Annotated in this window: 11 protein-coding genes and 1 pseudogene; 3 read left to right on the top strand and 9 right to left on the bottom strand. The window is 68.5% G+C overall.

Annotation, left to right across the window (positions count from 1 at the left end; all coding sequences use genetic code 11):
- A pseudogene (locus GRX66_RS11930) lies at positions 1 to 386 on the bottom strand (ornithine cyclodeaminase family protein); the annotation flags it as partial.
- 131 nt (positions 387 to 517) lie between these two features.
- On the opposite strand from GRX66_RS11930, the gene GRX66_RS11925 reads away from it, so the two are divergent.
- Positions 518 to 1678: an NAD(P)/FAD-dependent oxidoreductase gene (locus tag GRX66_RS11925; RefSeq protein WP_159526763.1), complete on the top strand. Its 1161-nt coding sequence runs from the start codon at positions 518 to 520 to the stop codon at positions 1676 to 1678.
- A 15-nt stretch (positions 1679 to 1693) separates the two neighbouring features.
- On the opposite strand, the gene GRX66_RS11920 is transcribed toward GRX66_RS11925, so the two are convergent.
- Complete coding sequence (locus GRX66_RS11920) at positions 1694 to 3067, bottom strand: NAD(P)/FAD-dependent oxidoreductase (protein WP_159526762.1); 1374 nt, start codon at positions 3065 to 3067, stop codon at positions 1694 to 1696.
- A 522-nt stretch (positions 3068 to 3589) separates the two neighbouring features.
- A complete protein-coding gene (locus GRX66_RS19995) occupies positions 3590 to 3889 on the bottom strand; it encodes a class I SAM-dependent methyltransferase (RefSeq protein WP_233745491.1) in 300 nt (99 codons plus the stop codon).
- A 94-nt stretch (positions 3890 to 3983) separates the two neighbouring features.
- On the opposite strand from GRX66_RS19995, the gene GRX66_RS11910 reads away from it, so the two are divergent.
- A complete protein-coding gene (locus GRX66_RS11910; RefSeq protein ID WP_159526761.1) occupies positions 3984 to 4187 on the top strand; it encodes a hypothetical protein in 204 nt (67 codons plus the stop codon).
- On the opposite strand, the gene GRX66_RS11905 is transcribed toward GRX66_RS11910, so the two are convergent.
- Positions 4162 to 4473: a hypothetical protein gene (locus GRX66_RS11905; protein WP_159526760.1), complete on the bottom strand. Its 312-nt coding sequence runs from the start codon at positions 4471 to 4473 to the stop codon at positions 4162 to 4164. The genes GRX66_RS11910 and GRX66_RS11905 overlap by 26 nt on opposite strands.
- The gene (locus GRX66_RS11900; RefSeq protein WP_159526759.1) at positions 4473 to 6830 is read right to left on the bottom strand and encodes a penicillin acylase family protein; all 2358 of its coding nucleotides are present in this window, start codon (positions 6828 to 6830) and stop codon (positions 4473 to 4475) included. Before GRX66_RS11900 ends, GRX66_RS11905 begins: the two co-directional genes overlap by 1 nt.
- A 250-nt stretch (positions 6831 to 7080) precedes the next feature.
- On the opposite strand from GRX66_RS11900, the gene GRX66_RS11895 reads away from it, so the two are divergent.
- The gene (locus GRX66_RS11895; RefSeq protein ID WP_159526758.1) at positions 7081 to 7689 is read left to right on the top strand and encodes a DUF1989 domain-containing protein; all 609 of its coding nucleotides are present in this window, start codon (positions 7081 to 7083) and stop codon (positions 7687 to 7689) included.
- Between the two features lie 33 nt (positions 7690 to 7722).
- Here GRX66_RS11895 and GRX66_RS11890 read toward each other — a convergent pair whose 3' ends face one another.
- The 4 genes from GRX66_RS11890 to GRX66_RS11875 form a co-directional block, all read right to left on the bottom strand.
- A complete protein-coding gene (locus GRX66_RS11890; protein WP_159526757.1) occupies positions 7723 to 8442 on the bottom strand; it encodes a response regulator in 720 nt (239 codons plus the stop codon).
- A 113-nt stretch (positions 8443 to 8555) separates the two neighbouring features.
- Positions 8556 to 9233, bottom strand: coding sequence for a helix-turn-helix domain-containing protein (locus GRX66_RS11885; RefSeq protein ID WP_159526756.1), 678 nt, complete (start codon positions 9231 to 9233; stop codon positions 8556 to 8558).
- Between the two features lie 211 nt (positions 9234 to 9444).
- On the bottom strand, positions 9445 to 10698 hold the full coding sequence (locus GRX66_RS11880; protein WP_159526755.1) for a Glu/Leu/Phe/Val family dehydrogenase: 1254 nt from the start codon (positions 10696 to 10698) through the stop codon (positions 9445 to 9447).
- A gap of 287 nt (positions 10699 to 10985) precedes the next feature.
- The coding region (locus GRX66_RS11875) for a helix-turn-helix transcriptional regulator (protein ID WP_394351526.1) at positions 10986 to 11256 on the bottom strand (271 nt) is incomplete at its 5' end.

Here is an 11256-nt window from a genome sequence, read left to right as displayed (position 1 = left end):
AGTTCACGGGCGGCGAGGCCGCCGATGCAGCCGGTGCGGGCGTTCGTGATGCGCTTGCCGTTCATGAACGACACCGGCTCGCCGGTGCGGGCGTCCGCGAGCACGATCTGGGCGTGAATCGTCGGCAGGCCGCGACTCGGGTTGTCGTCGTGGACGCCGACGAGCTTCGTCGCGAAGTACGCGCCGCCGTGGACGTACGCCGGCATCGTCAGGCCGGTCCCGAGTGGCTCCTCGGAGTCCAGTCCCTCCCCGACCGGATAGTGCGGGCGGTCCGGCCGTTCGACGTCGCCGGCGCCCTGTTTGACGAGCGCGCGCTCCACGACCGGCGCGAGCGCGTCCAGTTCGAGCAGGCCGGCGACGTCGTCGTCCGACAGGACGAGTGTCATGTCGGCGGCGACGGGGGCCAGCGAGTTAGCGTTTTCCCGGCCGGCAAGCGAACTGTCGGACGACGAGGTGTCGCTTCGTTCGGCCGACGCCCCGGTAGACTTATTCACGACTCACCGTGTGAGATGCAGACATGGACGTGGTAGTCGTCGGCGGGGGAATCGTGGGACTGTCGAGCGCGCATTATCTGGCCGAACGGGGCGTGGACGTCACGCTCTGCGAGGCGGGGTCGCTCGGGATGCAGAGCACCGCGCGCTCGGCTGGCGGCATCCGCAGCCAGTTCTCCACGGCCGTGAACGTCCGACTCTCCGAGGCCAGCCGCGAGGTCTGGGACGACTTCGAGGACGAGTTCGGCGTGGACATCCAGCACCGGAAGGCGGGCTACCTCTTTCTCGCGCGGAGCGAGGAGACCGCCGCCGAGTTCCGCGAGAACGTCGCGATGCAGAACGACCTCGGGGTCGACAGCGAGTACGTCGACCCGGAGACCGCCCGGGAGTACTGCCCCGGTCTCGAACCCGAGCACTTCGTCGCAGCGACCTACCACGACGAGGACGGGTTCGCGGACCCGAACCTCGCCGTCCAGGGGTACGCCGGCGCTGCGCGCGAGGCCGGCGTTGACGTCCGCACGAAGACCGCGGTCACGGACGTGCTCGTCGACGACAGCGGTACGGAGCGCGTCGTCACGGGCGTCGAAACCGAGGCCGAAACCCTGCGCGCGGACTTCGTGGTGAACGCCGCCGGCGCGTGGGCGAACCAGCTCGCCGCGATGGCGGACCTCGACCTCCCCATCGAAGCGCACCGCCGCCAGGTGGCCGTCGTCGAACCCACGGAGTCCGTCCCCGAGTCCGTGCCGCTCACCATCGACCTCGAGCGCGGGTCGTACTTCCGGCCTGAGCGCGAGGGCGATGCCATCGTCGGCGGGCACTTCGGTGGCGACACCGACCCGGTCGACCCGGACCGCTACTCGGAGTCGATGGACATCGACTGGGCTGCCGAAGCCGTCGAGCGCGCCGCCGGCCACACCACGTACTTCGACGGCGACTCCCGCATCAAGCGCGGCTGGGCCGGCCTGTACGCGGTCACACCGGACAACCACGCGATTCTGGACGAACCGCTGCCCGGCTTCGTCGTCGCAGCCGGGTTCTCGGGGCACGGCTTCCAGCACGCGCCCGCCACCGGGAAACTCGTCGCGGAACTGTGCGTCGACGGCGAGTTCGCTCTGACCGACGTCAGCGCGCTCGTGGCCGACCGCTTCGAGTCCGGGAGCGACACCGACGAGTCGAACGTCGTGTAGGACGAATCAGCGGGCTCAGACCGTGTAGTCGGACTCGCGTAGCTGGGCGTACTTCCCCTTCCGGTAGCGGAACTTCGCGCGCCGGTACTGCGAGTACAGCTTCAGGCCGCCCGCGGCCGAGCGCGCGTTCGACTTCGAGATGATCTTCCCGTTGTCGCTGGCCTCCAGCATCTGGCGCGTGACGCGGATGGTCTTGTCCCAGTCGGCCGGCCCGTAGTCGCCGACGACGTCCGCCATCGCGACGTTGCGCTTGATCTCGTCGCCGATGGCGTCGTGCCAAGCGTCGTTGTAGTTCTCGAGGCGGCCCTCGGCGGCCAGCCCGCCGGCGAGTTTTCCGGTTCGGTGCGCGACGTGGTCGCCGCCCTCGTGGAACGCCGACGTCGTCCCCATCGCGCCGCCGACGACGGCGATGCCCGCGTCCGTCGGGGATTCGATCGGTCGCGTCGAGGAGATGGCGTACGTCTCCGTGCTCTTGGACTTCCCGTGCCCGTCGACCAGGGGGAAGTCCGTTTCGACGTCGTACTCGTCGCCGTACAGCTCCTCGAGGAGGCGGCGGATGTACTCCGTCCCGGCGGGGATTCGGTCGTCGTCCTCGCGGAGGAGCCGCCACTCGCTGGCGTCGTAGTCGTCGACGTCCAGCCCGATCGGCATCGTCAGGCCGACGCGCGCGACGTTGTTCCGGTTCGGGAACACCCACGGGTAGGCCGTCTCGCCCGGCATCCACCCCCACCAGAACTTCATCGAGTCGGCGTCGAACAGTTCGTCGGGGAACCGCCGGTACTCCTGGTAGGCGATGTGGTTCGCGGAGCGCGGGTTCAGGAGGTTGCTGACGGCTTTCTCCGCCGGCAGGAAGTCGTCGAGCACGCGCATCGTCACCTGGCGCTGCGGGCCGTCCGCGAGCACGAGGTACTCCGCGGTGACGGTCTCCCCGTCCCCGAGGTGGAGCGTGTGCTCGTGGCCGTTCGAGAGGTCGGAGTCCACGTCCTTCACGGCGGTGCCCGCGACGTAGTCGGCGCCCGCGGCGTCCGCCCGGTCGCGCAGCCAGTCGTCGAACTTCGCGCGGTGGAACGTGAACCCGAAGTGGTCGTAGTCGGCGTCGATGCCGGTGCGGTCGACGACGACTTCCTCGTCGGGACCGATGAACTCCGCGTCCACGAGTTCCTGTTCGACGACGTCCTCGGGGATGTCGGCGAAGTCGATGTCTGCGATCTCCAGCCAGTAGTCGAGGAAGCCGGCGGCGTCCGTCGAGTCCGGGCCGAGTCGCTCTCGGTCGGCGCGCGGCACTCCCTTCTCGTAGACGACGGCGTCCGCACCTCGGTCGGCGGCCGCGTACGCGGCGGCCGACCCGGCCGGCCCGCCCCCTACGATGGCCACGTCTACGTCAGTCATACTACTCCCGTGACCACGCCGGACTTAAAGTGCTTCGAGTTTTCGCGTCCAAAAGTCGGTGGCAGCCCACTTCGGCGCCCCCGTCCGGCACTCGAGAACTGCCCGAGGGCGCGTCTCCGTTCAGCCCGCTGTCTCGTCGCTCCTCGGCTGACATGTCACTCGGGACAGGCGCCGCGCCGCTGTGCCGCAATGAGGTGCACGAACCCGGCGGTCCGGCGTTCGTCGCGGGTGAGCGTCCCGTCCTCGGCGAGTGTCCTCCGCGTGTCTCGATGCGGGCGTCGAGTTCGGTGCCGGGTTGGTCGCGGCCGCCGCTTGGCGACCCGGCGTCGATGAACGCGTCGAACGCCGGGTTCAGCAGGCTGCCGACCCGGTGGTCGCTCCGGCCGGCTTCCAGCACGGCGACGCGTCCGCCGTCCACGAGACAGTCGAGCCATCGCTTGCCGGCCCCCTCGGGGTCCGGGAGCAGTCCGACGACGAACGAGCCGAGGACGCGTCGACGCCAGCGACGGGCGGGCGCCGGCGTCACCCCGGGACGAGGTGGACGTTCTGCCAGCCGGCGCGCTCGACGCGGGATTCGGCGCGCGCCAGCATTCCGGGCGTGAGGTCGACGCCGACCACGGTGCCGGTGGGGCCGACCCTGTCGCGGAGGTGTCTGAGGTTCGCGCCCGTGCCGCACCCGAGGTCGACCGCCGGTGTCGCCGGGGGACAGCGAGAGCGCGTCGGCCGCGGCGCTGCGGAGGCCGTCGATGCCGGGGAGCACGCGAACGAACCAGTCGTAGGCGCGCGCCCACCGCCCGTAGAACGACTGCGTGTCGGCGACAGTCACGACTCCGGGTTCGCGTGCCGGCACCATAATTCGCGCGCCGGAGCGGCGCCGACCCGAATGGCTAAGGCGGTCGACTCGGAACCCGGGTGCATGGACCGCGTACGCCTCGCCTACGACTTCCTGCGAGCGTACGTGTACGCGCTGGTCATCGGTGGTATCGTGACTGTACTCTGGCTCGCGAGTCCACAGATCGCGGACGCCGCAGAGGTAGCGAGTATCTGGTTCGCCATCGGCTTCTTCGGCGTGCTCGTGCTCGTGACCTTCCTCCTCACGCAGTACGCCCGCGAGTTCTGAAGAAGAAGGAGAGCGCGCCGACGGCGCCCAGCACGAGCGGTATCGCGAGACTCACGTACAGCAGTTGTCCCGATGCCAGGTAGCCGTCGAGCCGCCCGGCGTTCGCGAGTACAGCGAGGAACCCGAGCCACGCGACCAACCCGAATCCGGCGCCGCCCGCGAGCGCACGCGGCCACGAACCCGCGAGCAACCCGACGGCGACGCCGCCGACCAGCAACCCCAGCCAGTGGACAACCGACAGCGCGAACGTCGCCAGCACCACGCCGGCCAGGACGATGCGCCGCATCACTCACCACCCCCGAAGCGGACGGTTCGGCCGTCGAACGTCCGGTCGAAGGTGTAGTAGTCGCCGTCCGCCCACGCACGAAGCTGGTCGTCGTAGGACTCACTGAAGGGGTCCCCGTCGTTGCCGCCGGGGAGCACGACCGTCGCCTCGCCGTCCATCGGCACGACCATCCGCCAGCTCGCGCCGACGTCGCTGTCCCGGCGGAAGTTGTTCACCGTCGCGGGCGAGCCGTCGGTCTCGAACTCGGGATAGTTGAGGAACGACTGGTCGAAGGGGTGTTCGAGCGCGACGACGTTGTAGTCGCCGTACGTCTCCCAGCCCTCGTCGGCGATGCGTGCTGCCGCGGCATCGACAGCCGCCCCTATCGCCGCTGTCGCGCTCTCCGGGGTTTCTGCCCGCTCGAACCACGAGGCGTCGTCCTCGAGGTGCACGGTCACCCAGTCCGTCGGCCAGTCGTCCGCACCGAGGCCGACGGCGTCGAACCCCTCGCTGTAGAGGCGCTCGCGGTACGCGTCGAGGAACGTCGCGAACGCCAGTGCGGCCTCGCTCTCGGGAGTCATCCGGTAGTCCCAGTCCGGGAGGGCGTCGAACGGAGTGCCCGCTGACTCGACGTCGACGGCGTCCAGCACCCGCGGAACGAGGCGTCGGGCGCGCGTGTCGAGCGCGTCCGTCTGGAGCGCGCGCATGTCCGCTGGCGTCAGGTCGCGGTCCCCCGCCCACCCGTCGAGCAGTTCGTAGATGCGTTCCCCGCGGAACGGCGTCGAATACGACTCCGCGAGGTAGTGCCGCGGGTCGTCGACGACGCGCTGGTTCGCCGTCGCGACGTAGTCCGCGTTCACCGCGCCGGGCTTCTCCTCGAACGGCACGAAGCCGTCCCACGTCGACTCCCCGTACGGCGTGAACCCCTCCCACTCTGCCTCGCCGGCGGACCCGTCGAACACCCGCCAGCCCGGGACCGCATCGCCGTCCACGCGCCGAATCGGGATGCGGCCCGTCGTCTTGTAGTACGTGTTCCCGTCGCGGTCCGCGTAGACGACGTGCTGGGTCGGCAGGTCGAAGTCCCGGACGGCCGCCCGGAAGTCATCGAGGCCGTCGCTGCGAGCGAACGCGTAGACGGCGTCGGTCGTCGACGTGGCGGTGAGCCCGGTCCACGAGACGCCGACCCGCTGTCCCTCTCGCTCGACGAGCGGCCCGTGGACGGTCGTGCGTTTCGTGACCGTGACGTCGTCGCCGTCCGCGACCTCGATTGTGTGCTCCTCGGTGTCGAAGTCGCGCCATTCGCCGCGGTAGCGGTACTGGTCCCCGTCGGTCTCGTACGCGTAGCAGTCCAATACGTCCGCACCGACGTTCGTGAACCCCCACGCGCCGGCGTGGTTCTCCCCGATGACGACGAACGGGACGCCCGGGAACGTCACCCCGCGGACCCAGTAGTCGTCGGCGTCGAGGTGTTGCTGGTACCAGACCGGCGGCGCGAGCAACGACAGGTGGGGATCGTTGGCGAGGATTGGACTCCCGCTGTCGGTGTGGTCGCCGCCTACGACCCAGCTGTTCGACCCGACGCCGTCCGGCGACTCGAACGCGGAGAGCCAGTCCGTGAGCGCGGCGTCCGGGACTGCCGCGTCGCGCTCCGCTGATCGGCGCTCCGCGAACGAGGCGGAGCCGCGGAGAATCGGGCTGTCGTGGTCGTACCGCCGCGGGAACAGCGCGTCGTAGTCGTCGCCCAGCGCGTCACGGATCCGGGCGCGCCGCAGCGTCTCGAAGCTCCCCGTGAGCGTCCACGCGATCTGTAACTGCAGGATGAGCGTGTCCGCCGGCGTCCAGTCGGCCGGCTCGAAGTCCAGGAGTTCGAACTCCGGCGGGAGGTGCTGGTCGTCGCGGGCGGCGTTCACGCCCTCGGCGTACGCATCGAGGATGTCAGCGACCGCCGGGTTCCGGGACTGGAGCGCGGTCCAGTTCGCGGCCGCCGCCCGCGCGAAGTCCATTCGGACGTGGAACTCGTCGGAGTCCAGCGCGGCGTCGCCGACGACGGCAGACAGCTGCCCGCGCAGCAGCCGCCGCTGGAGGTCCATCTGGAACAGTCGGTCAGTGCCGTGGGCGTACCCGACAGCGTAGTACAGCGCCGCCTCCTCGTCGGCCGACACCTCGGGCACGCGGCGGCCGTCGTACTGCAGGGTGGCCTGTCCGTGGGGGCCGTCGACGTCGCTCGGCGGCTGGTCAGTGGTCGCGTTCCAGACGTCGCCCGATAGCGGCGCGAACTGGTCCAGGTACGTCGCCGCTGGCGAGAACACACCCCCGGCCGCGACGCCCCCGATGACGGCCGCAATCAACCCCCGACGCACGGTGTCCACGTTGTCCATGTCTTCGGCGTAACTGTCACACACCATAACTGGTAGGGGTGGCCTAGAGGCGAGTCGGTTCGCGGTGTCGGCGATTGAATCGTGGACGGCGGGGTCGCCGAGCGGAATATGGCTCTTGAGAGCCCCAGTACGGTTCCGGTAGTCGGGCCAACCGGCACGAACCCTCCGAGACGAATTGAATTCTGTCCGAACTTATCCATCTGGGGGCGACTATTTATGGTGTCTCCGGCTATCCCTCGTACTGATTACATTGCTACGTCAACGCATCCCGGAGAAGCGCGGCGCCGCCTTCGAAGTCGCAGCCGGCGACACCTTCGAGGTGACCGACCCGGAGGGCCAGCAGGTCGCGGACCTCGTCGCGTTCAACGCCGACGACCACGCGGAGCGCTTCTCGACGAAGTACAGCTACCGCAGGAACGGGAAGGTCCGCGTCACAGACGGCGACACGCTCTACACGACGCGGGGACGCGAGATCCTCACCATCACCGGCGACGACTGCGGGACGCACGACCTGCTGTACGCGCCCTGCAACGAGTGGGTGCTGGAGGAGTACTACGACCAACCGGACCAGAACGGCTGTCGGGAGAACCTCACAGAGGCGCTCGAACCGCTCGGCGTCGACGAGGAACTGGTCCTCGACACGCTCAACGTGTTCATGAAGTCCACCATCGCCGAACAGACCTACATCGACATCCGCGAGCCGCAGTCCGAACCCGGCGACGCGGTGCAGTTCCGCGCAGAACAGGACTGCTACGTCGCGGTGTCGTCGTGCGCCGGCGAGTCGGTCGTCAACGCCGGGGAGACGAACCCGATCGACGTCAGCGTCCCCGACGGCACGGAGCTCCACACGAACTTCTGAGCGTTCTCCGTCGAAGCCGGCTCGGCCGGCCGCTCAGTCGCCCACGGCCGCGTTCCCGTCGGAAAACCAGTAGAACTGCGCGTCGAAGTCCCGCGTCGTGAACTCCTCGACGAGCGCGCCCAGGTCCGCCTCCACGGTAGTAATCTCCTCGAGGAGGGCCTGGTAGTCGGGGCAGTCCGCGAGGTCGCCGTCGAACTCGCGTTCGAGGGCCGCGCGCTTCGACAGCAACCTGAAGTACCGCTGGACGTACCCGCTGTACTGATTGCGCGCAGCGAGACTCGCGACCAGCGACCGCAGTTCGTCCCGCTCGATCGGCTTCGACACGTAGTCGTCGAATCCCATCTCGAGGACGTCCACGTCGGGTTCGACCGCGGTCACCATCGCGACCTGGTAGTCCTCGTCACTCGCGCGCGCCTGGTTCAGGACTTCGTGGCCCGAGATACCGGGGAGCCGACGGTCCAGCAACACCACGTCCACCGCCTCCTCGAGTTGGTCGAGGGCATCGCGGCCCGTGTTGGCGACGCGGACGTCGTAGGTTTCGGCCAGCCAATCTCGGTAGAGGTCCGCGAGCGGTTCCTCGTCTTCGACGACGAGCACCGTTTCGAGACCGTCGCTGCTGCCACTGGGACTGCTCGTGGCTGTGTTCTGCTGCGTATCGCTACCGCCGTTGTCCTCCGCGTCTGCGTCCGCGCGACGTCTGCTCCCGCCGCTCTCGACCGCTTCCGCGTCCGGGTCGCCCCCCGGGTCAGGCATCGCTCGCTCCTGGCTCGCTCATACCACAACTGGCGGCGTCACCCCCATATGTTGCACACCTCGATGTAGTGATGTGAACCGTGACAACGACGAACGTGGTAGAACTGGGCGTGCTACCCGTCGAACACGACCGAGAGGAGTTTCCGCTGCGCCGCGTTGAGGTGCTGGCTGAACGTCTTCTGAGAGATCCCCATCTCGTCGGCGAGTTCGGTCTGGGAGTGGCCCTGCGGCTGGTCGAAGTAGCCGCGCTCGTAGGCGAGGCGAACCGCCTCCCACTGCCGGTCAGTGAGCAGCGCCCCGAACAGCGACCGCACGCCGGCCTCCGTGACCAGCGGCGCGACGACCTCGGCGTCGCGTTTTCCCGTGAACTCCACCGACGGGTGGTCGCGCTGAACGCGCTCGACGATGCGCCGACTGTCACTGTCACCGGGAACGACGCCCGTAATCGATACGATGCCCTCGGTCGCCACCGCCGACTGCGGTATCACGCCGTGTCGGGCGAGCGTCCCGACGATTGACTGTTCGGGCACGTACTCCGCGAGCAACTCCTCGCCGACCGCCTGCAGCACCCGCACTTCGGCGTCGACGTCGAGGGACTGGACGCGCGTCCGGAGTTCGTCGGCGGCCTCGTTCTGGAGGCGAACGAAGATGACGAGGCCGTCCGCGTCCGTGTGCATGAACTCCAGCAGGTCGACGCGGCAGTCCAGTTCCGCGGACAGCTGGACCGCTGGGTACGCGGTGTCCGCGGTTTCGAACGATAGTTCCGTGAACGCGCGGCCGTGACCCGACATCGGGGAGTCCACCTGTGGGTGAGGCCACACACCGGCAATACTTGACTGCTCTCCCCGAACTGTGTGATTTTTCCCACTGGGTTCGTTCGACTGAGTCACTCCAACTGAGCGGATCCCGCGGCGCCAACCGCGTTACAGTGCCAGGTCGGTGGTTCCCGTGACGCCCGCGGTTTTACGGGCCAGGTCGGTGGTTCCCGCGACGCCCGCGGTTTTACGGGAACAGCCCGCGGTATTCGTGGGCGTCCGCGGTCCGTTCCAGCGCGATGGTGTACGCGGCCGTCCGGAGATCCGGGATGTCCTTCTGCTCGTAGGCGGCCAGCATCTCGTCGAACGCCGTCGTCAGGCGCGCTTCGAGGTCCCGGTTGACCTCCTCGAGTTCCCAGGAGTACTGCTGGCTGTTCTGTACCCACTCGAGGTACGAGACGATGACGCCACCCGCGTTCGCCAGAATGTCCGGGACGACGGGGACGCCGCGCTCGCGCAGGACGCCCGCGGCGTCGAAGGTCGTCGGGCCGTTCGCCGCCTCCACGATGACGTCCGCTTCCAGGCGTTCGGCGACGTCCACGGTGATGACGTCCTCGATGGCTGCCGGAATCAGCGCGTCGACGTCCAGCGTCAGCAGGTCGTCGTTGGTGATGTACTCGGCCGGCTCGTAGCCCTCCAGGCGACCGTCGTTGTTCGCGACGTACGCGCCGACCTTCTCGACGTCCAGGCCGTCCGGGTCGTAGATGGCGCCCGTCACGTCGGAGACCGCGACGACGTTCGCGCCGCGCTCGGACAGCAGTTGCGCGGTGACGCTCCCGACGTTCCCGTACCCCTGGATGGCGACGTCCGCGTCCTCGACGTCCGTGCCGAGGAACTCGAACGTCTCCTCGGTCACGATGGAGACGCCGCGCCCCGTTGCCTCGACGCGGCCGTCGGTCCCACCGATTTCCGGCGGCTTCCCCGTGACGACTTCCGGGACGGCGTACCCCTGGTACATCGAGTACGTGTCCATGATCCACGCCATCGTCCGCGGGTTCGTGTTCATGTCCGGCGCAGGGATGTCGATGTCCGGCCCGATCATCCGTCGGATGCCCTCCGTGTACCGGCGCGTCAACTGCTCGATTTCGGCCTGCGAGAGCTCCTTGGGGTTGCAGATGATGCCGCCTTTCGCGCCGCCGAACGGCAGGTCGACCAGCGCCGTCTTCCACGTCATCCAGCCGGCGAGCGCCGACACCTCCTCCTTGGAGACGTTCGGGTGGAAGCGGATGCCGCCCTTGAACGGGCCGCGCGCGCTGTCGAACTGGCACCGGTACGCCTCGAACACCTCCACGCTGCCGTCGTCCATCCGCACCGGGAGGCTGACGGTGAGCGTTCGCTCGGGGGACTGCAGTCGTTCGAAGATGCCGTCGTCGATGTCCACGTACTCCCGCGCCTGCTCCATCTGCGCGAGCATGTTTGCCAGTGGGCCGCTGTCGGTCATGCCACGGCAGTATCTGCGGCTCGTATAAGGGCGTGCTGCATCGAACCCGCAGTGGTACGGCACGACAACCCGCAACGCGCCGGTTTTGACCACGTACGCTGACAAGACGAGCGGGAAGCGAACTTCAATTGGCGCCCGCGAGAACTGGGGGTTTCCGTGGACTTCGCAAACGCGTTTCGACGGACCCACTGGACGGAGCGGCAGCCCCCGAATCTCGAGAACAGCCGCCGCTACGCGGGACGGAACGAACAGGTGAGAACCGGTGATTCGTCTCGTCTCGACGCCCGTTACTCCTCGTACTGGTCGACGTCCGGGAGCTTCAGGACGTTCTCGCGGCCGATGCGGAAGGATTCCAGTTCGTCGTCCTCGCGCATGCCCTTGACGACCTGGCTCGTCTTGGCCTCCGTCCACCCCATCGCGTCGACGACGTCCTGTTGTTTCGCGCGGCCGCCCTGCTCGCGGAGGAACCGCTTCACGCGCTCCTCGTTGCTCAACAGCTCCTCGGGGGTCTCCTCGGCGGATTCGCCCGCGGCCGCACCGGCAGCTGCGCCCGCGGCA

This window comes from Halobacterium bonnevillei (genome assembly GCF_009831555.1).
In the GTDB taxonomy this organism is placed as follows: domain Archaea; phylum Halobacteriota; class Halobacteria; order Halobacteriales; family Halobacteriaceae; genus Halobacterium; species Halobacterium bonnevillei.
The sequence above is the reverse complement of the archived record's forward strand: the minus strand, read 5'-3'. Positions and strand labels throughout refer to the sequence as shown.

Bases quoted from the DNA above. Each gene is read 5' to 3' on its own strand.
- GRX66_RS11925 (WP_159526763.1), top strand. From the start codon at position 518: ATGGACGTGGTAGTCGTCGGCGGGGGAATCGTGGGACTGTCGAGCGCG.
- GRX66_RS11920 (WP_159526762.1), bottom strand. From the start codon at position 3,067: ATGACTGACGTAGACGTGGCCATCGTAGGGGGCGGGCCGGCCGGGTCG.
- GRX66_RS11910 (WP_159526761.1), top strand. From the start codon at position 3,984: ATGGACCGCGTACGCCTCGCCTACGACTTCCTGCGAGCGTACGTGTAC.
- GRX66_RS11905 (WP_159526760.1), bottom strand. From the start codon at position 4,473: ATGCGGCGCATCGTCCTGGCCGGCGTGGTGCTGGCGACGTTCGCGCTG.
- GRX66_RS11900 (WP_159526759.1), bottom strand. From the start codon at position 6,830: ATGGACAACGTGGACACCGTGCGTCGGGGGTTGATTGCGGCCGTCATC.
- GRX66_RS11890 (WP_159526757.1), bottom strand. From the start codon at position 8,442: ATGCCTGACCCGGGGGGCGACCCGGACGCGGAAGCGGTCGAGAGCGGC.
- GRX66_RS11885 (WP_159526756.1), bottom strand. From the start codon at position 9,233: ATGTCGGGTCACGGCCGCGCGTTCACGGAACTATCGTTCGAAACCGCG.
- GRX66_RS11880 (WP_159526755.1), bottom strand. From the start codon at position 10,698: ATGACCGACAGCGGCCCACTGGCAAACATGCTCGCGCAGATGGAGCAG.